The following is a 23,608-nucleotide window of genomic DNA, read 5'->3' as shown; positions in this document are numbered from 1 at the left end:
GCGCGCCTACGGTTGACCGGACGCCGCCGTGGCTCCGCGCGGCACCCTCGAGCCCGGCTCCGGCCAGAAGCGCACGCTCCGGAAGCCGTCGAAGGACGCCGCCAGGCGCCGCGAGCCCAGGTCGTAGACGCGCGCCTGCGTCTCGCCCGCGAGCAGCAGCAGGTCCCCGCGCGCCAGCGCCCGCACGGGGCTGTGGGCGGGCAGGGCGAGTCCCTCGGGCTCGCCCAGGTGGCCGTCCTCCACCTCCCAGCGCACCGGCATCATCAGCGCGGTCTGCTCACCCGCGGTCTGCCACGCGAACAGCGGACCGCCGCGCGACTCCACGCGCGCCCAGCCGCCGAACACGTCGTGCCCCCGCTCGGGCACCACCGCGTCCAGCCGGGCCGCGTCCTGACTGCCCTCATCCAGGCCCTGCGCCGCCAGCGCGTCCACGTCCCCGGCCACCGTGGACGACACCAGCATCTCCGTGGTCGCGAGCGCGAACACCGCGTCCGCGTCACCGCGCGTGGCCACCGTCTCGATGCGCTTCCACGCCCCCGCCTCCAACCGGTACGCGTGCGCGAGCCCCGCGCCCTCGTCCAGCTCCGGGATGGGGATGCGCCGGCCCTCGAAGAGGAAGACGTCGTCACGCCGCACCAGCTCGCCCGTGTGCGCCGTCAACGCCACCAGCCGCCCCACCGAATCAAACCCCACCGCGCCCGTCAGCCCCTCCTCCGGCAGGAGCTGCGCCGAGCCCTGTCCGGACGACAGGTCCACCATCCACACCCGCCCGGGCCCCCGAGCGCTGCCGGCCGGGTCGCGCACCGCCGCGTGCCTGCCGTCCGGGCTCCACGCGAGCTGCAACCCGTCGCACGCCGCGTCCACCGTGACGAGCGCCCTGCGTCTGCCGTCTGACTCCAACCGCAGCCAGGTACAGCCCGACGGCGCCACGTCCCGCAGCGCCGACAGCGAGAACGGCGCCACCTTCACCGGCGCGGCCACCGGCGCGGCGGCGGTCGCGGCCGGGGAGGCCTCCGGGGGCTTCTGGCAGGCGCTCAGGAGGAGCAGGGCGCTGAAGAGGCTCGAGGTGCGGACCATGTTGAACTCCTCCCGGAAAAAGATGACCTCCATGGAATATGCCAGAGCCCCGGGTGCATGCGGAAGGCACCCACGGCCCTCACAGTGAGGTCCGGCGTGAACCCATCAATTCCTCTCCAGCCCGGGTCTCCTCCCCGCAATCCCTCACCAGACGGCGTGGAATGGGGCCGTGTGACACCGGGTCTGGATTGACGTTGGCGGGTCCGGGCGGATGTGACTGACGCGGGCCGACAATTCCTTGCGTCAATCCAGCATTTCCCCTGTTTGAGTATATCTCATGGCTGTTATTGACTTGTGATTTGATGAGACTATTCTCGATATCGGCACGGCGCCATCGTGGCCCGAAAGCCAATCCAGGAGAGTCTCATGAACAGCACTTCGACGCAGCCGGCGATGAAGAAGTTCACCATCCGCGAGATGGAGACCGTGAAGACGACCGCCGCCTACTACGACATCTGGTGCATCCTGACGGGCGCCGGCGCCAACTAGTCTCTTCTGTGACCGGGATGGAAGGGTGGACCCCCATTCCTTCCATGCCGGGTTGGAGTTCCCTTTCGCGCTGCTCCACGGGGGCCGGGTGTGAGCCACTACGCCGCGACGTCGACGTTCATCGTGGCTGCCTTTACCCGGCAGCAGGAGGGCGGAGAGGTCATCATCGGCCTGCCGGCGCAGGGCGTCTTCCTGGCGCTTCCTCCGGATGCCGTGGAGCTCCTCGACCAGTTGCGCGAAGGAAGGACGCTGGCGGAGGCGGAGGCCTTCTACGTCTCGAAGTACGGCGAAGTGCCTGATGCGCAGGGGTTGATTGAAGCGCTGGAGCCGCGGGGCTTCCTGCGCGACGCGACGCGCGCCGTGACGGCGCAGCCGCCTCCGGAGTCCGCGCCGCGGACGGATCCGGTGCGCTACCACTTCGCGGGCTTTCCCCGGGGGCTCGCGCAGGCGCTCTTCGGACCGTGGGCGCTCGGGGCCTATGGCGCGCTCATCATGGCGGCGGTGGCCTCGGTGGTGCTGCGGCCTTCCATCCTCCCCGGCTGGTCGTCCCTGGCCGTGTCCCAGCACATGACGGTCACCCTGCTGGTGCTGCTGGCCCTGAACTACGGGATGCTCTTCCTGCATGAGATGGCGCACCTGGTGGCCGCGCGCGCCGTGGGCGTGCCGTGCCGGCTGGGCATCAGCCACCGGCTGTGGATCCTGGTGGCGGAGACGGACATGACCGGGGTCTGGGGCATCCCCCGGCGCCAGCGCTACCTGCCCTTCCTGGCGGGCCCGCTGCTGGACCTGGTCCTCATGGCCCTGTCGTTGCTGACGCTCTTCGCGCAGGCGCAGGGCTGGGTGTCCCTGGCCTTGCAGACGCAGTGGCTGCTGCGCGCGTCGCTCCTGATGCTGGCGTTCCGCGTGCTGTGGCAGTTCCAGTTCTTCCTCCGCACGGACATGTATTGCGTCTTCGTCAACCTGTTCGGGTGCAAGAACCTGATGGGGGACACGGAGGCGCTGCTCAAGCACCGGGTGCGCGGGCTGCTGCGCTCCCGCCCTCCAGAGGGGGACCCCCTGGAGGCGGTGCCCCCGGCCGAGCGCCGGGTCATCCATGTCTACGCGGGCTTCTGGGTGCTGGGGCGGCTGCTGGCCTTCGCCCTGCTGTTCGGCGTCCAGCTCCCCGTCGCCCTGGCCTACGTCCGCTCCATCCACCACGCGCTGGCTTCACCGGGGGACCACGTCTACGCGGTGGTGGACGCCCTGGTGCTGGGCACGGTGGGCCTGGGCACGCTGGGCGTGGGCCTCTTCCTGTGGCTGCGCGGCATCGCGCGGGACCGCTCCGGCCGCAAGCGCGCCGCGGCGGCGCTTTCCCAGACAGTGGCGCTGGAGTGACCATGACACGAGCGAACGACGTCTTCCCGGTGGTGATGGAGTCCCCGTCCGTGCTGCTGCTGGAGTGCGAGCCCGGTGCCCGGCGACAGGCGCTGCTGGCCCGGTGGGCCGACGAGGCCGGGCGCGGCGGCGCCCGCGTCTGGTCCACGAACGGCGACATGGCCTGGGGCGGCCCGTGGGCGGGCCTGCGGGACCTGCTGGCCGCGAGCATCCCCGCGCTCCGCGAGGAGGCGCCCGGGCTGCTCGTCCAGCACGACTACGAGCTGCTCGCGGTGCTGCCCTCCCTGCGCCGGGAGATGAAGGCGCGCCACACCACGCTGACGGACGGCGCGCTCAGCCACGAGAAGGTCCGCAACTTCCCGGCGGACCGCGTCTTCCGCATCTCCCACGGGCTCATCGACCTGATGGCCGCCTGGAAGCGGCACGCGCCGCCGGCGCCCTGGGTCATCCTGTGTGATGCGTTCGACCAGGCGGGGAAGCTGGTCCAGCACTTCTACCTGGAGCTGCTGCGCCGCCGCGCCGCGCCGCTGGGCCTGCGGCTGGTGCTCGCGGTGGCGCCGGGGCAGGCGGAGCCGCTGATGGCGCGGCTGCCGCGCACGGTCCCCATCCACCATGTGCGCGAGGACTTCCCCCGGGAAGCGGCGCCGGCCGCGCTGGCGCCGGACGAGGCCTCCCGGCGCGCGGAGGCGCTGGAGGCCGAGCTGCGGGAGGACCCCATCGCGCTGGAGATGCGCCTGCCGGAGCTGCTGCGGCTGTGGGAGGCGAGCGGCCGTGAGGCGCCGCTGTTCGAGGCCCGCGTGACGGCGTTCCGGCTGGCCAGCCACTACGGGCTGTACTCGGACGCGCTGCACTACGGCGAGCCCCTGCGCGAGCAGGCGGAGCGGATGGCGGAGGACGCGCCGGGGTCGTACTGGACGGTGATTGGCCTCTTGTTCAACAGCTACTCGGCCCACCGGAACACGGATGCCATCCTGGCCCTGGCGACGCGCGTGGGCGCCCAGCGGACCTCCCCGCTCATCCGCACCAAGCTCCACTACACGCTGGGCATGCTGCATGGGCGGTTCCTGGCCCGGCCGGACCTGGAGCGCGCCGAGCACTACCTGGACCTGGGCCTGGAGGACATCGACGCGGCGGACATCCCGGAGGAGGAGCGCATCTTCCTGCGCGTCTTCAACCGCAACGCGCTGGCGTTCGTCCGCCACCGGCAGGGCCGCTCCGAGGAGGCCATCGAGCTGTGCAGGGCCGGCTTCCAGCAACTGGAGTCGCACCTGCACCCGGAGCGCCACCGGCTCCACCGCTCCGTGCTGCTCTACAACATCGCGCAGGTGCTGGCGGGGCTCGGCTCGGACGCGCAGGCCATCGAGTACTACACCGCGGCCATCCAGATGGACCCGGACTACTCCGAGTACTTCAACGAGCGCGGGAGCCTGCTGATGCGCGGGCGCCGCTACGCGGAGGCGCTGGAGGACTTCCAGCGGGCGCTCCAGTTGAGCCCGCCGTACGCGGAGGTCCACATCAACCGGGGCCAGTGCCTGCGGGCCATGGGGCGCATGGAGGAGGCCGCGGAGGCGTACTCCACCGCGCTCGACCTGGAGCCCTCCCGGCTGCTCGCCCTGCTGGGCCGTGCCCAGGCCCACGAGGAGCTGGGGCGCGTCGAGGCGGCCATCGCCGACTACTCGGGGGCGCTCGCGCTCCAGCCGTCCCAGCCGACGGTGCTCGCCAACCGCTCCCTGCTCCACTACTCCCAGCAGCGGCTGCCGGAGGCGCTGGCGGACCTCAACGCGGCCATCGCCCTGGCCCCGACCGTCGCGGACTTCTATACGAACCGGGCCATCGTGCTCGCGGAGCTGAAGCGGCGCGACGAGGCGGCGTCCGACCTGCGCGCCTACCTGGACATGGCGCCGGAGGCGGAGGACCGGGCCAGCGTGCAGGAGCGGCTGGCGGCCCTGACGGCGTAGCGGGGGCGCGAGGCCCGGGGCCCGCGGCGCCTCACAGCGCCATGTACGCGCGGGCCGCGGGCACGGAGTAGAACCGCCCCTCCGGCAGGACGTACGCGGTGAGCTTGCCGCCGTAGACGCAGCCGGAGTCCAGGCCCACCGCGAAGGGGTGCCGCTGCAGGCCGCGCATGGCGTCGTGGCCGAAGATGACCAGCTCCGGGCCCTGCCACAGGCTGCCCCACGGCTCGCCCGCCTCCAGCCGCTTCGACGGTGTCCCGTCCGCCGCGATGCTGCGCAGGTTGAAGAGGAACTCCTCCCGCTGCTCCTCCAGCGGCACCCCCGGCACCAGCCCCGCGTGCACCGCCAGCGCGTTCAGGTCCGGGAAGCGCAGGTAGGAGGGCAGCGTCCCCATCCAGGCCCAGTCCGCCGCCGTCAGCGTGTCCAGCACCTGCCGGTGCTCCGGCTTGAGCTTCTTGCCCTTGGACGCGTGGCCCCCGTGCCAGCGCAGCACGTGCGCGTCGTGGTTGCCCTTCACCGCCTGGAAGCCGTGCTCGCGCGCCCGCCGCACCACGCCCGCGGAGTCCGGCCCCTTCGCCACCAGGTCGCCCACCAGCACCACCCGGTCGCCGGGCGTCCAGTCACACGCCTTCAGGAGCGCGTCCAGCTCGCTGGAACAGCCGTGCACATCTCCGATGAAGAGCGTTCGCATCTCTCCCCTCTTTAACGCACTGGCCCCGGATGCCCCGCCGGGATTCTCGGACGCCTCGCCTGGGGACGGGGCGTCGCGCGCCGCGTTACTCGGAGGGCGTGCGCAACAGCCGGCTCAGGCTCACGTCCAACTGGCTGGAGATGAGCCGCAGCACGCTGTCCAACTGGGAGCGCGTCAGCCGCAGCCGCTCCGTCAGCCGCTGCCGCGTCCCGTCCAGCAGCTCCTCCTGCGCGCCCACCACCCACCGCGCCGCCGTGGAGCGGTGCACGCCGTACAGCGCGCCCAACTGGTCGATGCCCAGCCCGTCCAGGTACTTCAGCCGCAGGAAGTTGCGCTGCCGCGCGGACAGGGCCGCCAGCGCCGCCTGGAACGACGCGCTGAACTCCGCGCGGTACGTCTGCTTGAGGTACGCCAGCTCCGGGTCGTCCCCCGGCGCCACCAGCATGGACAGGTCGCCGTCCTCCGACTGCGCCTGCCCGGAGCGCTGCCGCTGCCAGTCCAGCGCCAGCCACAGCGCCGCCGCGCGCACCCAGCCCGCCAGCGGCCCCGTGCCCGGGTACGCCGCCAGCCGCGCCGGGGCCTCCGCGCTGCCCACCAGCATCCGCTGCCGCAGCGCCTGCCGGACCTCGTCCAGCCCGGCCGGGGGCAGCTTCAGCCGCGCCACCGCCGCGTCCACCTCCGGCATCAGGCGCTCCTCGAACGTGGCCAGCGCCGCCGGCACCCCGTCCGCCGCCGCCCGGGCCAGGTACACGTCCGCCATGTGCAGCCGGCCCCAGGCGTCCTCGTGGCCGTCCGCGGGCACCAGCCGCGCCAGGTGCGCCGCGAAGCGCGGCCCCTCCAGGGGGATGTCCGGCCACGATTGACGGGCCGCGTCCAGGGCCTGGGCCAGCCGCTCCTGGAGGACGGAGAGGGCGCCTGCCGGCTCCGTCTTTCCTCGGGCGGTCATGAAAGCCTGGGCTAGGGGCAATTCAGGTGCGGCCACGGCAGGGAACACTACCACCGGCCCCTGTCGCGCCGCCGGGTCACCCGACATGTCGCGCGGAGGCTCCCACCCGTCAGGTGTCCCCCGGGACACGCTCCCTCGCCGCGCGTGTCCACCCGTGCACGCCCCCCTGGCCGTGCGGGGTGGCCCCCCTTTTTCCGCCCTCGTCCGCCCGAGTGGCATGCGGCCCCCGTGGCCCGCCGGCCACGGCCGCCCATGGCCCGCGCTTTGCTGGTAGAGGCGTCAGGCAACATGGGCAGGCGCGGAGGTGTGAACGTGGGAGAAGTCGGTGTGGGGCTCGGGGCCGGGCCTGGTGACGCGGTGTACTCCTCGTGGCTGGAGGTGAGCGCGTCCCACCTCCGGCACAACGTGGCGGCGTTCCGCGCGCTGGAGTCCACCGGCCCCACCCCCCGTGCGCTGGGCGCGGTGCTCAAGGGCAACGCCTACGGCCACGGCCTGGCCCAGGTGCTGCCCGTGGTGCACGCGGGCGTGGACGTCCTCTACTTCATCGCGCCGCAGGACGCGCTCACGGTGCGCGCGCACGAGTCCGCGCACGGCCTGCCCGCGCGGCAGGTGGTGGTGCTGGGCGCGGTGGCCCCGGAGGAGGCCGTCGTGCTGGCGCGCCAGGGCATCGACGTGGTGGTGGCGGACCGCTCCTGGGCGGACGCGGTGCCGGCCCTGCGCGCGGCGAACCTGCCGCGCCCCCTGCGCGTGCACGTGCACATCGACACGGGCCTGGGCCGCGAGGGCTTCACGTTGGATCAACTGCCGCGCGAGACGGCGTTCCTCGCGGAGGCGCCGGACGTGTTCGAGCCGGTGGGCGTGCTCAGCCACTTCGCGAACACGGAGGACGTGACGGAGCAGGCGTACGCGCTGGCGCAGTTGGACGCGTTCGAGACGGCGCTGGGGCACCTGGCCGCGCAGTTGAGGCCCGCGAAGCCGTTGCAGCGGCACATCGCCGCGAGCGCCGCGGCGCTGGTGCTGCCCCGGGCGCGCTACGAGGCGGCGCGCGTGGGCATCTCGCTGTACGGCCTGTGGCCCTCGCCGGAGACGCGGCTGTCCGCGCGGCTGGTGCTGGGCGAGCTGCCGGTGCTCAAGCCGGTGCTGTCGTGGCGGTGCAAGAGCCAGGTGGTGAAGTGGCTGCCGGCGGGCGCGTACGTGGGCTACGGCTGCACGTACCGGACCTCGGAGCCCACGCGCATCGCCGTACTGCCGGTGGGCTATTACGACGGCTACCCGCGCCTCGCGTCCGGCAAGGCGCACGTGCTGGTGAACGGGCGGCGGTGCGCGGTGCTGGGCCGCGTGATGATGAACCACCTGATGGTGGACGTGACGCGCGCCACCGCCGACGAGCGCCCGGTGACGGCCACGCTCCTGGGGCGCGACGGTGAGGAGTCCGTGTCCGCCGAGTCCCTGGCCGGCTGGGCGCAGACCATCCACTACGAGCTGGTGACGCGCCTGGGCGCGCACCTGCGCCGCGTCGTCGTGGAGTAGCGCGGGCTACTTCGGCGGAGTGCCTTCCGTGAGGCCGGGCGCGGGCGCCGTCGCGAGCGCCGGGGGCTGCACCTTCCAGCGGCGGTGCAGCCACAGCCACTGCTCCGGGTGGCGGCGGATGGCGCGCTCCAGCGCGGCGGTGACCCGCGCGGTGTGCTCGGTGATGGGGTCCGCGCACTCGCCGGGCGTGGGCGGGAGGATGGGGCCCTCCACCTCCAGCTTGTAGCGCGCGCCGGGGCCCGGAGGCCGCACGCCCATCACCACGAACACCGGCACGCCCGTGCGCTCGGCGGCCACCGCCATGGCGGGCGTCGTGGACGCGAGCCGGCCGAAGAAGGGCACGAACACCGCGGACTTCGCGGGCAGCGCCTGGTCCAGCAGCATGTACGCGGACTCGCCGCGGTTCACCGCGTCCGTAATCTCTTGAATCGCGCCCTTCGGGTAGATGAGCCCCGCGCCCGCGCCCAGCCGGTTCTCCGCGATGCGCGTGTTCAGCGCGCCCTTGAGCGGACGCACCAGCGCGTTGAGCGGGATGCCCCAGCGGATCAGCATCTGGCCCACCAGCTCCCAGTTGCCGAAGTGCGCCGTCACCAGCAGCGCGCCCTTGCCCGTGGCCACGTGCGCCTTCAGCGCCGCGAACGCCTCCTCGCCCTCGATGCCCTGCTGGTCCCAGTCCGGCGTCATCCGGTCCCCGGACGGCAGGGACTCCACCACCACGCGCGCCATGGTGAGGTACGCGCCCCGCGCGATGGCGTGGCGCTCGGCTTCACTCTTCTCCGGCATCGCGTGGGCCAGGTTGTCCAGCGCCACCTTGCGGCGGATGCCCAGCGTGTAGGCCAGGTTCGCCACGAAGCGAGCGAGCGCGTCCCGCGCCTTCGGTGACAGCGTGGTGAGCAACGCCCAGACGCCGCGCGTCAGGAACGCCACGAGGGGGCCCGGCGGCGAGCCGATGATGCGGCGCAGGTGCTCCGGCGGCCTTTTCCCCTCGGGAGGGGTGTTCGTTTGCGGTGGCAGCGGATGCGAGGAGAGGGGAGCGGACACGGCCGCGCACTCCACCGCGAACACGACCTGACAGCAAGGCCACGCACCGCGCGCGCGTCGCTACCTTGCCAGGCTGCTCTGGTCCACACTGCGCGGCCATGCCCAACCTGCTCCGTCCGGTGGCCCTGGCCACCGCAACCTTCCTTGCGGCATGTGGTGCCCGACAGGGCAACGCTCCCGCTCCCGGTGCCGTTGAAACGCCCCCCGTTGTCTCCGAGCTCAGTGCAGCCACCGCGCCCAAGCCTCCCGAACTGCGGCTGCCGGACGACGTGCGGCCCACGAAGTACGCCATCGTCCTGAAGATGGATCCGAAGGCGGAGGCCTTCGAGGGCACCGTCGACGTGACGCTGGAGGTGGCCCGGGCCACGAACGTCATCTGGATGCACGGCAAGGACCTGGCCGTGAAGGAGGCCACGCTGGAGCAGGGGGGCGTCACCCAGAAACTCAAGGCGTCCTCCGCCGGCGAGGACCTCCTGGGCCTGACGCTGGAGAAGCCGCTGGCCGTGGGCGGCGCGAAGCTGCGCCTCGCGTACACGGGCACCGCGTCCGAGCGCGAGAACTCCGGCGCCTTCCGCGTCAACGAGGGCGGCGACTGGTACATCTACACGCACTTCGAGCCGTTGGACGCGCGCCGCGCCTTCCCGTCCTTCGACGAGCCCGGCTTCAAGGTGCCGTGGCAGCTCACCTTCCACGTGCCGGAAGGCAACGTGGCCGTCACCAACACGCCGCAGTTGGCGGAGGAGAAGGGCGCGGACGGCTGGCGCATCTTCCGCTTCGCCCCCACGCAGCCGCTGCCCAGCTACCTCATCGCCTTCGGCGTGGGCCCGTTCGACTTCCTGCCCGCGCGCGACGCGGGGCAGAAGCAGGTGAAGACGCGCATCATCACGCCGCGCGGCCGGGCGAGCGAGGCGGCCTGGGCCGCGAAGGTGACGCCGGACATCCTGGAGCGCCTGGAGGCGTACTTCGGCATCCCGTACGCGTACGAGAAGCTGGACGTGCTCGCGGTGCCGCTGATGCCCGGCGCCATGGAGAACCCGGGCCTGGTGACGTTCAACTCGCGCCTGGCCCTGGCGAAGCCGGAGGAGGACGCCGTCTGGCGCCAGCGCGCGTTCGCCAACGTGCAGGTGCACGAGCTGGCGCACCAGTGGTTCGGCGACCTGGTCACCCTGGCGTGGTGGGACGACCTGTGGCTCAACGAGTCCTTCGCGTCGTGGATGACCCCGCGCATCGTGGAGTCCTGGCAGCCCACGTGGGACGCGCCGGTGGAGCGCGTGCAGGACCGCAACGGCGCGCTGGACGCGGACAGCCTGGTGGCCGCGCGCTTCATCCGCCAGCCCATCCAGGACGCGGGTGACATCGAGAACGCCTTCGACGGCATCACCTACGGCAAGGGCAGCGCGGTGCTGGCCATGGCGGAGACGTGGCTGGGCCGGGACGTCTTCCAGAAGGGCATCCAGCGCTACATCCGCGCGCACGCGGGGAAGAACGCCACCGCGAAGGACTTCCTGGACGCGCTGGCCGCCGAGTCCGGCAAGGACGTGGCCCAGGTGATGAACAGCTTCCTGGACCAGACGGGCGCGCCCTTCATCACCGCGACCCTGCTGTGTGACGGCGGCAAGCCGCGCGTGGCGCTCGCCCAGGAGCGCTACGTGCGCCTGGGCTCCAAGGCCCCGGGGGCGCAGTCGTGGAAGGTGCCGGTGTGCGTGAAGTACCCGGGCGCGGGCAAGGACGCCACCGCGTGCACGCTGATGACGGAGGCGAAGGCGGAGGTCGAGCTGCCGGAGGCGAAGGCGTGCCCGGCGTGGGTGTTCCCCAACGCGGACGGCGCGGGCTACTACCGCCTGCGCCTGGCGGACGACACGCGGGCCCGGCTGATGAAGTCCGGCCTGTCGAAGCTGTCGCGCGCGGAGCGGGTGGTGCTCTTGAGTGACTCGCTGGCGCTCGCGCAGGCGGGGCTGATGCCCGCGGCGGACGCGCTGCCGCTGCTCACCGGCGTGGCGCAGGACCCGGACCGGCAGGTGCTGGAGGCGGGCCTGGAGCTGATGGACCTGGTGTCGTCGCGGCTGCTCACGCAGGCGCAGGAAGCGGACCGCGCCCGCTACGTGCGCGACACCTTCGGGCCGCGCGCGCGCAAGCTGGGCTTCAAGCCGCGCGCCGGTGAGAGCGAGGACCTGCGCCTGCTGCGCCCCCGCCTGCTGGAGCTCGCCGGCAACGAGGGCAACGACCCGAAGCTCGTCGCGGAGGCGCGCACGCTGGCGGAGGCGTGGCTCAAGGACCGCAAGGCGGTGGCGCCGGACGTCGTGAGCGCGGTGCTGGCCATCGCCGTGGAGCACGGGGACGCGGCCCTGCACGGCAAGCTGATGGAGGCCCTGCGCGCGGAGCAGAGCCGCTACCAGCGCCAGCAGTTGCTGGGCGGCCTGTCCCACACCACGGACCCGGAGCTCGTGAAGGTGAACCTGGCGCTGCTGCTCGACCCGAAGCAGGACCTGCGGGAGAACCTGTGGCTCCTGATGGGCGCGTCGCGCGACCCGCGCACCCGCGACACCGCGGTGGAGTTCCTGAAGGCGCACTACGACACGCTGGTGGGCACCGACGGCAAGCCGGGCCTGCTGCCGGACGGCATGGCGTCCCGGCTGCCGTACCTGGGCGCCGGCTACTGCGACGCGTCCAGGCGCCAGGAGGTGGCCGCCTTCTTCGAGCCGCGCGTGGCCCGGGAGCCCGGCGCCGACCGCGTGCTGCGGCAGGTGCTGGAGATCGTCGACCAGTGCATCGCGCTGAAGGAGGCCCAGGGCGCCAGCATCGGGGCCTTCCTGTCCGGCAAGCCGGCCCAGACGCCGCAGGCGCCGCCCGCGCCCCGGTAGTCCGTCCCTGGAACGACACCGGGTCCGCGTGACAGGCACGCGGACCCGGGAGGGAGGCCTTCGTCGCGGCGGGGAGGGCTACTTCCGGCCGCGCGACATGAAGGACATGAAGGCCTCCCTGGCCTCGTCGGAGCCGAGGCGCTGGACGAACTCGGCGCCCTCGCGCTTGAGGGCGGCGTCCACCTGCTCGCGCAGCGGGCCGCGGATGAGCGCCTTGGTCACCTTCAGCGCCTGGGCGGGGCGCTGGGCCAGGGCGCGGGCGCGCTCGGTGGCCACGTCCTTCAACTGCGCCTCCGGGACGGCCTTGTTGATGATGCCGGCGCGCAGCGCGGTGGCCGCGTCGAACGGGTCCCCGAAGAGCAGCAGCTCCGACGCCAGCGCGAAGCCCGCCGCGCGCGGCAGGAGCAGGCTGCTGGCGCCTTCCGCGCACAGGCCCAGGTTGACGAAGGGCATGCTGAAGCGCGCCTTCTCCCCGGCCACCACGTAGTCGCAGTGCAGGAGCATGGTGGTGCCGATTCCCACCGCCGCGCCCTCCACCGCCGCGAGCACGGGCTTGCTCAGCCCGGCCAGGGCGCGCAGGTAGCGGAACACCGCGCTGTCCTCGCCCGTGGGCGGGTGCTCCAGGAAGTCGCCAATGTCGTTGCCCGCCGTGAACGCGCCGCCCGCGCCGGACAGGAGCACCACCCGCACGTCGTCGCGGCGCTCCGCCTCCTGGAGGGCGGCGGTGGCGGCCTCGTACATGGCGTGGGTGAAGGCGTTCTTCTTCTCCGGCCGGTTGAAGGTGACGGAGAAGACCCCTGCGTCGAGCTGCGTCAGAAGCGTGTCGGACATGGCCGGGCAGCCTAACGCGCGTCGGGCCGCAGTGCGCGCAAGAGCAGCGGGGCCAGCGTCACCACCTGGTGGGGGAAGGGCAGGTCCTCCCGGTGCTCCACACTGTCCGTGCTGAACAGCCGCTTCACGGGCACGCCGCGCAGGCGCTCCAGCGCGGGGCCCACCAGCAGGGCGTGCGTGGTGGCGAGGATGAAGTCGTCCACGCAGCCCTCGCCCTTCAGCTCCTTCGCCGCTGCGGCCAGCGTGCCGCCGGTGGACACCATGTCGTCCACCAGGATGGGGCGCATGCCGCGCACCTGGCCCAGGAGGCCCAGTGTCTCCACGTCCTTGCCGCTCAGCCGCGCCTTGTGCACCACCGCCCACGGGCGGCCGAGCAGCTTCGCCAGCGCCTCCGCCCGCTTCACCGCGCCCAGGTCCGGCGCCACCACCACGGTCGTGTCGGTGACGTGGGGGCGCAGCGCGTCCGCCAGCAGCGGCAGCGCGGACAGGTGCTCCAGCGGGGCGCCGAAGCAGCCCTCCAGCGCCGGGTTGTGCAGGTCCACGGTGAACACGCGCGTGAAGCGGCCGTGGGACACCATGTCGGCCACCAGACGTCCGCCCAGGGGCTCGCCCGGCCGCGCCCGCCGGTCCTGGCGCGCGTAGCCCACGTAGGGAATCACCGCCTCCAGCGAGGCCGCGCCCGCCCGCCAGCACGCGTCCGCGAGCAGCAGCAGCTCCATCAGGTTCTCCCCCACGGGCGGGGCGGAGGACTGGAGGATGACGACGCGGCGGCCGCGCACCTCCTCCGGGGGCACCTCGATGTGCAGCTCTCCATCCGGAAAGCGCTCCCGCTTCACTCCCACCGGCTCCGCGCCGAACGCCTGGGCGAGCGCACGGCCGAGGTGGGGACTGGCACTGCCGACGACGAGGGCGATGGGCGTCATGGGGGGACACCCTAGCGCGGGAGGTGCTCGCGGTGCCCTGGCCCCCCGGGCATGCCGACAGGAGAGCCACTGAACGTGCCTCCGCCGACACACTCCGGAGGGAAGACCACCTTCCGGGGGTGGAGGCTGGCCAATGCGTTTCCGGGACAGGGCGGAGGCGGGACAGAAGCTCGCGGGGGTGTTGACGCCCTACCGCTCCGGGGACGTGTGCGTCCTGGGGCTGACACGCGGCGGGCTGCGCGTGGCGTACGAGGTGGCCCGGGGGTTGAGGGCCCCCCTGGACCTGTGGGTGGCGCGCCGGCTGCGCGTGCCGGGGGGCCGCCTCACGCTGGGCGCGGTGACGGAGGGCGGCGGGCTGTACCTGGACCCCCAGGCCGTGCTCCAGGCGAAGCTGTCCGGGGAGATGCTCCAGCGCTTCGTGCGCGACGAGGTGGACGACGTGGAGCGGCAGGCGCGGCAGTTGCGCGGCGGCCTCACGCCGAGGATCCGCGGGTGCCTGGCGCTGCTGGTGGACGACGGGATGGTGACGGGCGCGACCATGGCCGCGGCGCTCCTGGCGCTCAAGCAGCAGGGCGCGCGCCAGCGCGTCGTGGCGGTGGGCGTGGCGACGCCGCGCTCGCTGGAGCTCATCCGGAGCCGCGCGGACGCGGTGCACGCGCTGACGCTGGACCCCGCGCTGCGCGAGGTCTCCGAGGCCTACGACAATTTCCCCGCGCTCAGCCAGGACGAGCTGCGGCGCTGGCTCACCCGCGCCCGGGAGGCCAGCCCCGCCCGGGCGCAGGGCCCGGCGCCGGACGTGGCGGGCGGGTGGTGGTTCTGACGCGGGGGCGTGGATTGGGAAGCAGGCGACGACGAGGACAGGAGGAGGACGTATGGACGTGGAGACCGTGCACGCGGAAGACCGCAGGCCCCGGACGCACTGGGAGCACTTCACGCACGATGAGCTGCTCGGGGTGCGGGGCGTGGGCCGCTCCATGGAGCAGGCCTTCGAGATGGCGGCGCTGGGACTCTGCGCGCTGGTGACGGACCCGCGCAGCGTGGAGGCGCACGAGGAGCTGGAGGTGGACTGCCAGTCCGCGGACCACGACCAGTTGCTCGCGGACTGGCTGCGGGCGGTGGTGGGCGCGATGGCCGGCGGACGGCGCCTGCGCTTCCAGTGCTTCGTGGTGCGCCTGGACGGGCTGAACCTCTTCGGCCACGGCTTCGGCGAGCGCGCGGGACAGGCGCGCCACGGCACCCACGTGGCGCTGACGGGCGCGTCGTTCACCCAGGTGTCCGTGCGCCAGGGGCCGGAGGGCGTGTGGACCGCCGAGGCGCTGGTGGACTTCTAGGGAGGCAGGCGGGCGCGGCGGGCGGATTCGTCCACGCGAGGGATGCACCGGGGCTCCGGGCTGCTATAGGGACGTTTCCCTCTTCGCGACCAGGACCCTTCCGGACATGGCTTCCCGTGACATCCGCTTCGTGTGGCTCGACCTGGAGATGACCGGGCTGGACCCCAATACCTGCGGCATCATCGAGGTGGGCATCATCGTCACCGGCCCGGACCTGCGGCCGCTGGGCGAGTTCGAGCGCGTCGTCTGGCAGCCGGAGGAGATGCTCCAGCGCATGGAGCCCGTCGTGCGGGAGATGCACACGAAGAACGGCCTGCTGGAGAAGGTGCGCGCGTCCACGTCGTCCCTGCGCGTGGTGGAGCGCGAGGTGACGTCCTTCATCGCGGACTACTGCGACCTGGGCGAGGGCATCCTCGCGGGCAACTCCATCCACACGGACCGGCGCTTCCTCATCGACCACATGCCCATGGTGGACCGCTACCTGCACTACCGCATGGTGGACGTGACCAGCCTCAAGGTGATTACGCGCGCCTGGTACCCGGCGCTGGTGGAGCCGCGCAAGCCGCCCAGCGGGCACACCGCGCTCGCGGACCTGCGCTCCAGCATCAGCGAGCTGCAGTACTACCGGGACGTCCTCTTCCGCGCGACGCCGGGCTGAGCGCCGTTCAGGCGCGGGCCTCGTCCGCGGGCAGTTGCTTCTGGAGGGTGCCCAGCAGGTCGTCCAGCTCGAAGGGCTTGGCCAGGAAGTGGGAGCTGGCGCGGCGCTCCTCGTCCGTGAGGCGGCCCGCGCTCATCACCACCACGGGCAGGTCGCACAGGTCCGGGTGGGCGCGGATGCGGCGCAGCAGCTCTCCGCCGTCCATCACCGGCATCATCAAGTCCAGCAGCACCAGGTCCGGCTTGGAGGCCAGGAGCCGCTGGAGGCCCTCGTCGCCGTTGTACGCGGTGACGATGTCGTAGCCCTCCAGGGACAGGATGTCCTCGAGCGCCTCCACGATGGCGAGCTCGTCGTCCACGATGAGCAACCGCTTCATGCGCGGCCCCCCTCCACCGCTCGCACGGGCCCCGGGACCCCCGTCGGCCCGGAGGCCCGGGGTGGGAGGGACGGGATGCGGGCGGGGTGGGACTTCACGCGGTGGCTCCATTTTCTCTCGCCGCAGAAGGTAGGTCCGCGCGCCAGTTCGGCCAGGGGCCGGTGTGGGTTCTGTTGGTCAGGTGGCGGTGGATGTGTCCTGGGCGCCAGCCAGGCGCTCCTTGAGGATGTGCTTCTGGACCTTTCCCAGGGCGTTGCGGGGAAGGGCGTCGGTGAAGACGACGCGGCGGGGCTTCTTGAAGGCGGCGAGCCGTTCGCGGCACCAGTCCACCAGGGCCTGGGCGTCGGTGGGGGCGCCGGGGTGGGGGACGACGACGGCGACGACCTGCTCCCCGAAGTCCGGGTCGGGGAGGCCCAGGACGGCGGCCTCGGCGACGGCGGGGTGCGCGGTGAGGACCTCTTCGACTTCGCGGGGATAGATGTTGAAGCCACCGCTGATGATGAGCTCCCGGGCCCGGCCGGTGATGCGCAGGAAGCCGTCCGGGTCCCATTCGCCCAGGTCACCGGTGCGGAACCAGCCGTCGGCGTCGAAGGCCTCGGCGGTGGCGTCCGGGCGGCGCCAGTAGCCGGTGAAGACGTGGGGGCCGCGGACCTCGATTTCGCCTGTCTCGCCGCGGGGCAGGGGCTGGCGGGAGCGCACGTCCACGACGCGGGCCTCCTGGCCGGGGAAGGGCATGCCCACGGTGCCGGGGCGGCGCTCGCCGTCGTAGGGCTGGGTGGTGTTCATGAGGGTCTCGGTCATCCCGTAGCGCTCCAGGATGCGGGCGCCGAAGCGCGCCTCGATGTCCAGGCAGAGCTGGGGGCTCAAGGGGGCGGAGCCGGAGACCCACAGGCGCAGGGGGTGCGGCGTCACGCCGGTGCGGCGGGACTCCTCCAGGAGGCGGCCGTACATGGTGGGCACGCCGAAGAAGAGGGTGAGGGACGCGTCGTCATGCAGGGCGGTGAGGGCCTCGGAGGCGACGAAGCGGCGGCGCAGGTCCACGCTGGCGCCGGAGAAGAGGGTGCCGTGCAGGCCCACCATGAGGCCGTGGGTGTGGAAGAGCGGGAGGGTGAGCAGGAGCCGATCCGCGTCGGTCCAGCGCCACGCCTCGGTGACGGCGCGCACGTTGGCGAGCAGTTGCCGGTGCTGGAGCATGGCGCCCTTGGAGCGGCCGGTGGTGCCGGACGTGTAGCCGAGCACGGCCAGGTCCTCCGCGCGGGGCAGGGGCAGGGCCGCGGTGGACGCGGCGCCCTGTGCGAGCACGTCCGCGAAGGCCACGGAGGGCAGTCCGGGAGGAGGCGGCTCCACGGTGATGAGCCATTGCAGGGAGGGGAGTTGGTCGCGCAGCGGCACCAGCTCCGATGCACCGGAGGTCCCGGTGACGCAGACCTTCACCTCCGCGTCGGAGAGGATGTGGGCCAGCTCGACCTGGCGGTAGGCGGTGTTGACGAGCACGGCGACGCAGCCCGCGACCTGGACGCCCAGCCAGGTGACGACGAACGCGTCGCTGTTCTCCAGGAAGAGCGCGACGCGGTCGCCAGGAGCCAATCCCCGGGCCTTGAGCCCGCGAGCGAACGCGGTGACCCGCTCCGCCAGTTGTCCGCGCGAGTACGTGGTGCCCTCGAAGGAGAGCAGCGGGCGCGAGGGTTCGTGACGGGCATGGTCCAGGAACACTTCAAGCAGGGAGGCCGGCATGGCGCGCGAGCCTACCTGGGACGGGATACGCCAGGCGCGGCGTTCCTCGACGCCTCAGAACAGCGACATGCCCAGCGTGACGCTGCACAGGAAGCCGCCGTGCTGGCTGGTTCCGATATCGAGCGCGTCGAGGAGGTTCGGGTCGCGGCCGTCCGACGTGTTCCAGTTGTCCTCACGCAGGCGGAAGCCCCAGCCCGCGCGCAGACCCAGGTACATGGGGCCCATCGACTGGCGCATGCCCACCGCCAGCGTCGCCACCGGCGTGAACAGCTTCTCCGTCGTGTACACCTCCGACTCGTCGCCAATCGTGAGCGTGGTCGTCGACGTCGTGCCCATGTTGAAGCTCATGCCCGCCTCCAGGAACGGGCTCGTGCGCACCTCGCCCAGCGGATACAGGCGCGCCACCGGACCCACGCGGAAGCCCCAGGCCCCCGTGCCCGCGCTCAGGTTGAGCCCCAGGATGGGCGCCACCCGGTACTCCAGCTCACCGCCAAAGATGCCGGACGGGCTGTTGAATCCCAACGCGAGGCCCAGGTCCAGGTTCGTCCGGCCACCGCGCCGGGGAGGCAGCCGCGGGCTCTCCGTCTCGCGCCCCATCGAGTCCCCGTCCATGCCCTCATAACGGGACGCGTCGTTGCTCAAACGCTCCGACACCAGCGAGTCCGAGCCCGCCGCGGCGGGCACCTCCGCCGCCGCCACCGGCGTCTCCTGGCTCGCGGCCTCCAGCTTCTGGGCCTCGGCCAGCACCGCCTGCGCCATCACCACCGAGCCCTTGTCGCTCAGGCTGGGATTGACGAAATCGTACGCCAGCGTCTTGGTGCGCACCGGCGTGTGCGTCGTGGCCAGTTGATACGTCAGCCGGTACTTCTCCCCGGCCCGCGTCACCTTCGCGCTCACCGTCACGTCGGGTGAACCCTCGTGCTGGGCGTCCAGCAGGATGGCCTCCGTGGTGGCGCTCTTCAGCGCCTCGCCAATGCCATAGCGCGTGCGCTCCGCCACGGTGCTCGCCGTCAATCCGCTGGCTTCCACCTCGCTGCCCACCTCCGTGAGCTGGAGGTACAGGGCATCGGCGAAGGCGGAGAAGGGCAGCAGCGTCGCGGCCAGCAGCATGCCGGCGCGCGTCCGCAGAGCGGTGGAGCGCATGAGGTGTTCCTCGAAATTGTGTGGGAATTGAACCGAGCAGCCAGACGGCCTGACGCTGTTTCTATTCAGCCCCAGCACACGCCTTCGCGGTGTCCGTTCCTGGGACGCGCGCTTCGCGCAAGCGGTCAACGCGGCCGGACAGCCCTCCGCCACCTTCGTGTTTCCAGGGGCTTGGCCCGGCTCGAAGCCCTGGCACACGGCTCGCTATGGCCCGGGGCGTGGACATCCCGAAGCCCCGCGCACCCCGCCGCAAACCCTACCTCCTGGCCGCCCTGGGCCTCGCCGCGCTCGTGGCGGTGACGGTGGGCCTGTCCCGGCTGCGCCCCGCCGCGCCCACCGTGGACCGGGCCTCGGTGTGGCTGGACACGGTGAAGCGCGGCCCGCTGGTGCGCCAGGTGAAGGGCACCGGCTCGCTCGTGCCTGAATCCATCCGCTGGCTCACCGCCGACACCGCCGGCCGCGTGGAGCGCATCCACGTCCGCCCCGGCGCCACCGTCACCGCGGGCACGCTGCTGCTGGAGCTGTCCAACCCGGACGTGCAGCTCCAGGCCCTGGAGGCCGAACGCCAGCTCGCGAGCGCCGAAGGCGACTTCCTGGAGCTGCGCGAGGTGCTCCAGACCCAGCGGCTGTCCCAGCAGGCCACCGTGGCCACCCTCACCGCCGAGTCCGCCGACGCCACCCGCCGCGCCCAGGCCAGCGCGGCCCTGTTCGAGAAGTCCTACGTCGGCGACTTGGAGACGCGCCAGGCCCAGGAGAAGGCCCGGGAGGCGGGCCAGCGTCTGGAGTTGGAGCGCCAGCGCCTGGACGTGATGTCCCAGAGCCTGCGCCAGCGCCTCGCGTCCCAGCAGGAGCAGGTGGAGCGGCTCAAGGCCGTGGCGCGCTTCCGCCGCCAGCAGGTGGAGTCCATGAAGGTGCTCGCGGGCGAGGACGGCGTGCTCCAGGAGCTGCCGCTGGAGCTGGGCCAGTGGGTGACGCCCGGCGTGCTCCTGGCCAAGGTGGTCAAGCCGGAGCGGCTCAAGGCGGAGCTGCGCATCGCGGAGACGCAGGCGCGCGACATCCTCCCGGGCCTGAAGGCGCGGGTGGACACGCGCAACGGCGTGGTGGAGGGCACCGTCGCGCGCGTGGCCCCCGCGGCCAGCCAGGGCACGGTGCGCGTGGAGGTGTCACTGCCGGACACGCTGCCCAAGGGCGCCCGGCCGGACCTCACCGTGGAGGGCACCGTGGAGCTGGAGCGGCTGGACGACGTGCTGTCCGTGGGCCGCCCCGCGGGCGCCCAGGCGGAGAGCACGCTGGCGATCTTCCGCCTGCTGCCCGGCGGCGACGAGGCGGTGCGCATCCCGGTGAAGCTGGGCCGCGGCTCGGTGAACGCGGTGGAGGTCGTGCAGGGACTTTCGGAAGGCGATCAGGTGGTGCTGTCGGACATGACCGCGTGGGATGCGGTGGAGCGCGTGAGGCTGCGATGATGACGACGATGACGAACGACGGCGAGGCGAAGGCCGTGGCCCCGGGCGCGGTGCCGGGCAGGGCGCTGCTCCAGCTCGACGGGCTCACCAAGGTGTTCGAGACGGAGGAGGTGGAGACGCACGCCCTCTCCAACATCCAGCTCACCATCCGCCAGAACGAATGGGTGGCCATCGTCGGCCCGTCCGGCTCCGGCAAGTCCACGCTGCTCGCGGTGCTGGGGCTGTTGGACACCGCCACGCGCGGCAGCTACCTGCTGGATGGCCGCAGCGTGCTGGAGCTGTCGCCCACGGACCGGGCGAAGGTGCGCAACCAGCACATCGGCTTCATCTTCCAGAGCTTCAACCTCATCGGAGACCTGACCGTCTTCGAGAACGTGGAGCTGCCGCTCACCTACCGGGGCCTGCCCGCGCAGGAGCGCAGGCAGCGCGTGGAGCGGGCCCTGGAGCGCGTGGGCATGGCGCACCGGGCGCGGCACCTGCCGGGGCAGTTGTCCGGCGGCCAGCAGCAGCGCGTGGCGGTGGCGCGCGCCGTGGCGGGCGACCCCCTCATCCTCCTGGCGGACGAGCCCACGGGCAACCTGGACTCGAAGAACGGCGAGGCGGTGATGCAGCTCCTGTCCGACCTGCACAAGGCGGGCTCCACCATTTGCATGGTGACGCACGACCCGGCGCACGCGCGCATCGCCACGCGCACGGTGAGCCTGTTCGACGGCCGCGTCGTGCAGGACGAACAGCTTCGCTGAAGGACGGGGGACACGGCCATGGAACACCTGCTCGGTGACTTGCGCTACGCGTGGCGCTCCCTGAAGAACGCCCCCGGCTTCGTGGCGGTGGCGGTGCTGACGCTGGCGCTGGGCATCGGCGCGAACAGCGCCGTGTTCAGCGTGGTGAAGGGCGTGCTGCTCACCCCGCCGCCGTTCACGCGGCCGGAGGAGCTGGTGCTTCTGGCCCCGAACTTCGACGCCTTCGGCCTGAAGGAGGTCTCGAACTCCGTCCCCGAGTACCGGGACCTGACCACGCACACGAAGGCCTTCGCGTCGCTCGCGGCCTTCCGGCCCGACGACATGACGCTCACCGGGGGGGACTCGCCCCGGCGCCTGCGCGTCGTCGCCGCCACGGCGTCGTTCCTGCCCACGCTGGGCGTCGCGCCGGTGCTCGGCCGGGGCTTCACGCGGGAGGAGGAGACGCCGGGCCTGGACGCGGTCGTCATCCTCACGGACACCGCGTGGCGCACCCTCTTCGCGAAGGACCCGGAGGTGCTGGGGCGGGCGCTGCGGCTGGACGGCGTGCCGCGCACGGTGGTGGGCGTGCTGCCGCCGGGCGGCGTCCATCCGGAGGACATGGAGGCGGTGCTGCCCTTCGCGCCCACGCCGGAGCAGCAGGAGGAGTCCCGGCGCGGCAACCGCTTCCTGAGCGTGATGGCGCGGCTCAAGCCGGGCATGACGCTGGACGCGGCGCGCGCGGACCTGGTGCGCATGGGCAACGCGCGCCCCGCGGACCTGGTGGACCAGTACCGGCGGTGGGGCTGGTCCATGAGCGTGAAGTCGCTGGAGGAGCAGGTGGTGGGCGGGGTCCGCGAGACGCTGTGGCTGCTCTGGGGCGCGGTGGGCTTCGTGCTGCTGGTGGCGTGCTCCAGCGTGGCGAACCTGCTGCTCGCGCGGGCGGTGTCGCGCGGCCGCGAGGTGTCCATCCGCGCGGCGCTGGGCGCGGGCCGGCTGCGGCTGGTGGCGCAGTTCCTCACGGAGAGCCTGGTGCTGTCGCTGGTGGCGGGCGCGGTGGGGCTGCTGCTCGCGCTGTGGGGCACGGACGCGCTGGTGGCCACGGTGGGGGACAGCCTGCCGCGCGCGCAGGACGTGAAGCTGGACCTGGCCTCCGTGTTCTTCACCCTGGGGGTGTCGGTGCTCACGGGCGTGCTCTTCGGGCTCGTGCCCGCGCTCCAGGCGAGCCGCGCGGACCTGCACGCGGCGATGCGCGAGGGCGCCCGCGCCACGGGGAACCACCGCACGGGCCGGCTGCGCGCGGCGCTGGTGGTGGCGCAGGTGTCGCTCGCGCTGGTGCTGCTGGTGGGCGCGGGCCTGTTCGTGAAGAGCTTCCTCGCGCTCCAGCGCGTGGACGCGGGCTTCGAGCCGGACGGCGTGCTCACCGGGCAGCTCGCGCTGCCCCGGGTGCAGTACCCGGACCGGGCGAAGCAGGCGGCCTTCCTCCAGGCCTTGCTGCCCCGGCTCCAGTCGCTGCCGGGCGTGGAGTCCGCGGGGCTGACGAACGTGCTCCCGCTGGGCGGCTCCACGGACAACAGCTTCGACATCGAGGGGCGTCCGCGCCAGCCGGACGAGCTGTGGAAGGCGGTGGAGTTCCGCGCCGTCACGCCGGGCTACCTGCGCGCGCTGCGCGTCCACCCGCGGCAGGGCCGGCTCCTGGAGGACTCGGACGGGCCGGAGGCGCCCTGGGCGGTGGTCATCAACCGCTCCTTCGCGGACCTCTTCTGGCCGAAAGGTGACGCGCTGGGGCAGCGCCTGAAGCTGCACGGCAAGGACATGCAGTGGACCACGGTGGTGGGCATCGTGGACGACCTGCGCGAGTGGGGCCTGGACGTGCCGGCGCGCCCGGCGGCGTACTATTCGCTGTCGCAGTTGCCATCCGTGTCCATGGGCCTGGCGGTGCGCGTGAAGTCGGGGAACCCGGAGGCCCTGCGCGCCCAGGTGGAGGCGGAGGTGCGCGCGGTGGACGCGGACCTGCCGCTGTTCGACGTGTCCTCGCTCACGCACCGGATGGACCAGTCCACGGGCCCCCGGCGATTGTCCGCGCTGGTGATGGGGCTGTTCGCGGGCGTCGCGCTGCTGCTCGCGGCGCTGGGCCTGTCGGGCGTCATCGCCTTCTCGGTGACGCAGCGCACGCGGGAGCTGGGCATCCGCATGGCGCTGGGCGCGGCGCGGGGGGACGTGCTGCGGCTGGTGCTGGCGCAGGGCCTGCGCCTGTCGCTCACGGGCGTGGGGGTGGGGCTGTGCCTGTCCCTGGGGCTGGCGCGGCTGTTGGGGTCGTTGCTGTATGGCGTGTCGGCGGCCGACCCGTGGACGTTCGGCGGGGTCGCGCTGCTCTTGACCGGGGTGGCGCTGGGGGCGTCGTGGCTGCCTGCCCGGCGGGCGACGCGCGTGGACCCCATCATCGCGCTCCGGGCCGACTGAGTT

Annotated in this window: 20 protein-coding genes; 11 read left to right on the top strand and 9 right to left on the bottom strand. The window is 72.7% G+C overall.

The genetic code is table 11. The features are described 5' to 3' along the window. Nucleotides 1-6: 6 nt before the first annotated feature. Entirely contained in the window at nucleotides 7-1,077 is a 1,071-nt protein-coding gene (locus K8556_RS09525) for a hypothetical protein (protein WP_223739709.1), read from the bottom strand. Between the two features lie 366 nt (nucleotides 1,078-1,443). On the opposite strand from K8556_RS09525, the gene K8556_RS39085 reads away from it, so the two are divergent. The 3 genes from K8556_RS39085 (at nucleotide 1,444) to K8556_RS09515 (ending at nucleotide 4,898) form a co-directional block, all read left to right on the top strand. Next, on the top strand, nucleotides 1,444-1,566 hold the full coding sequence (locus K8556_RS39085; RefSeq protein WP_255651485.1) for a hypothetical protein: 123 nt from the start codon (nucleotides 1,444-1,446) through the stop codon (nucleotides 1,564-1,566). Between the two features lie 90 nt (nucleotides 1,567-1,656). Further along, nucleotides 1,657-2,940: a hypothetical protein gene (locus K8556_RS09520; RefSeq protein WP_223739708.1), complete on the top strand. Its 1,284-nt coding sequence runs from the start codon at nucleotides 1,657-1,659 to the stop codon at nucleotides 2,938-2,940. 2 nt (nucleotides 2,941-2,942) lie between these two features. Beyond that, nucleotides 2,943-4,898, top strand: a complete 1,956-nt coding sequence (locus K8556_RS09515; protein ID WP_223739707.1) for a tetratricopeptide repeat protein — start codon at nucleotides 2,943-2,945, stop codon at nucleotides 4,896-4,898. 31 nt (nucleotides 4,899-4,929) lie between these two features. On the opposite strand, the gene K8556_RS09510 is transcribed toward K8556_RS09515, so the two are convergent. Both K8556_RS09510 and K8556_RS09505 read right to left on the bottom strand, forming a co-directional pair. Further along, nucleotides 4,930-5,586 carry a metallophosphoesterase gene (locus tag K8556_RS09510; RefSeq protein WP_223739706.1) on the bottom strand — a complete coding sequence of 219 codons (657 nt, stop codon included), beginning with the start codon at nucleotides 5,584-5,586 and terminating at the stop codon, nucleotides 4,930-4,932. Between the two features lie 85 nt (nucleotides 5,587-5,671). Then, nucleotides 5,672-6,532 carry a sigma-70 family RNA polymerase sigma factor gene (locus K8556_RS09505; RefSeq protein WP_223739705.1) on the bottom strand — a complete coding sequence of 287 codons (861 nt, stop codon included), beginning with the start codon at nucleotides 6,530-6,532 and terminating at the stop codon, nucleotides 5,672-5,674. 288 nt (nucleotides 6,533-6,820) lie between these two features. Here K8556_RS09505 and alr point away from each other — a divergent pair, with 288 nt between their 5' ends. After that, complete coding sequence (gene alr, locus K8556_RS09500) at nucleotides 6,821-8,062, top strand: alanine racemase (RefSeq protein ID WP_255651484.1); 1,242 nt, start codon at nucleotides 6,821-6,823, stop codon at nucleotides 8,060-8,062. 6 nt (nucleotides 8,063-8,068) lie between these two features. Here the strand turns inward: alr and K8556_RS09495 are convergent, their stop codons facing one another. Next, nucleotides 8,069-9,103 (bottom strand): lysophospholipid acyltransferase family protein, encoded by a 1,035-nt coding sequence (locus tag K8556_RS09495; protein WP_223739703.1) that lies wholly within the window; start codon nucleotides 9,101-9,103, stop codon nucleotides 8,069-8,071. 269 nt (nucleotides 9,104-9,372) lie between these two features. Between K8556_RS09495 and K8556_RS09490 the strand changes: the two genes are divergently transcribed. Further along, on the top strand, nucleotides 9,373-11,964 hold the full coding sequence (locus K8556_RS09490; protein WP_370639903.1) for a M1 family metallopeptidase: 2,592 nt from the start codon (nucleotides 9,373-9,375) through the stop codon (nucleotides 11,962-11,964). Between the two features lie 78 nt (nucleotides 11,965-12,042). Here the strand turns inward: K8556_RS09490 and K8556_RS09485 are convergent, their stop codons facing one another. Together K8556_RS09485 and K8556_RS09480 are read right to left on the bottom strand one after the other, a co-directional pair. Beyond that, on the bottom strand, nucleotides 12,043-12,795 hold the full coding sequence (locus K8556_RS09485; RefSeq protein ID WP_223739701.1) for an enoyl-CoA hydratase: 753 nt from the start codon (nucleotides 12,793-12,795) through the stop codon (nucleotides 12,043-12,045). An 11-nt stretch (nucleotides 12,796-12,806) separates the two neighbouring features. Then, nucleotides 12,807-13,718, bottom strand: coding sequence for a ribose-phosphate pyrophosphokinase (locus tag K8556_RS09480; RefSeq protein ID WP_223739700.1), 912 nt, complete (start codon nucleotides 13,716-13,718; stop codon nucleotides 12,807-12,809). Nucleotides 13,719-13,851: 133 nt separating this feature from the next. Between K8556_RS09480 and K8556_RS09475 the strand changes: the two genes are divergently transcribed. The 3 genes from K8556_RS09475 to orn all read left to right on the top strand — a co-directional run bounded on the left by K8556_RS09475 (nucleotide 13,852) and on the right by orn (nucleotide 15,707). Continuing rightward, nucleotides 13,852-14,538 (top strand): phosphoribosyltransferase, encoded by a 687-nt coding sequence (locus tag K8556_RS09475; protein ID WP_223739699.1) that lies wholly within the window; start codon nucleotides 13,852-13,854, stop codon nucleotides 14,536-14,538. 52 nt (nucleotides 14,539-14,590) lie between these two features. Then, nucleotides 14,591-15,049: an archease gene (locus tag K8556_RS09470; protein ID WP_223739698.1), complete on the top strand. Its 459-nt coding sequence runs from the start codon at nucleotides 14,591-14,593 to the stop codon at nucleotides 15,047-15,049. Nucleotides 15,050-15,155: 106 nt separating this feature from the next. After that, entirely contained in the window at nucleotides 15,156-15,707 is a 552-nt protein-coding gene (gene orn / locus K8556_RS09465) for an oligoribonuclease (RefSeq protein WP_014393105.1), read from the top strand. 7 nt (nucleotides 15,708-15,714) lie between these two features. Here the strand turns inward: orn and K8556_RS09460 are convergent, their stop codons facing one another. From K8556_RS09460 to K8556_RS09450, 3 genes are all read right to left on the bottom strand, one after another. After that, complete coding sequence (locus tag K8556_RS09460) at nucleotides 15,715-16,083, bottom strand: response regulator (protein ID WP_223739697.1); 369 nt, start codon at nucleotides 16,081-16,083, stop codon at nucleotides 15,715-15,717. A 177-nt stretch (nucleotides 16,084-16,260) separates the two neighbouring features. After that, nucleotides 16,261-17,817 carry an AMP-binding protein gene (locus tag K8556_RS09455; protein ID WP_223739696.1) on the bottom strand — a complete coding sequence of 519 codons (1,557 nt, stop codon included), beginning with the start codon at nucleotides 17,815-17,817 and terminating at the stop codon, nucleotides 16,261-16,263. A 54-nt stretch (nucleotides 17,818-17,871) separates the two neighbouring features. Next, a complete protein-coding gene (locus tag K8556_RS09450) occupies nucleotides 17,872-18,960 on the bottom strand; it encodes a hypothetical protein (RefSeq protein ID WP_223739695.1) in 1,089 nt (362 codons plus the stop codon). 218 nt (nucleotides 18,961-19,178) lie between these two features. Here K8556_RS09450 and K8556_RS09445 point away from each other — a divergent pair, with 218 nt between their 5' ends. From K8556_RS09445 to K8556_RS09435, 3 genes are read left to right on the top strand one after another with little or no spacing between them, the layout of a single operon-like run. Further along, nucleotides 19,179-20,423 (top strand): HlyD family efflux transporter periplasmic adaptor subunit, encoded by a 1,245-nt coding sequence (locus K8556_RS09445; RefSeq protein ID WP_223739694.1) that lies wholly within the window; start codon nucleotides 19,179-19,181, stop codon nucleotides 20,421-20,423. Beyond that, the gene (locus K8556_RS09440; protein WP_370639906.1) at nucleotides 20,423-21,166 is read left to right on the top strand and encodes an ABC transporter ATP-binding protein; all 744 of its coding nucleotides are present in this window, start codon (nucleotides 20,423-20,425) and stop codon (nucleotides 21,164-21,166) included. Before K8556_RS09445 ends, K8556_RS09440 begins: the two co-directional genes overlap by 1 nt. Before the next feature lie 18 nt (nucleotides 21,167-21,184). Next, the gene (locus K8556_RS09435; RefSeq protein WP_223739692.1) at nucleotides 21,185-23,605 is read left to right on the top strand and encodes an ABC transporter permease; all 2,421 of its coding nucleotides are present in this window, start codon (nucleotides 21,185-21,187) and stop codon (nucleotides 23,603-23,605) included. The last annotated feature ends 3 nt before the right edge of the window (nucleotides 23,606-23,608 follow it).

Source organism: Corallococcus sp. AS-1-12, from assembly GCF_020036995.1.
Classification (GTDB): Bacteria; Myxococcota; Myxococcia; order Myxococcales; family Myxococcaceae; genus Corallococcus.
This window is presented reverse-complemented; position numbering and strand designations above follow the sequence as displayed.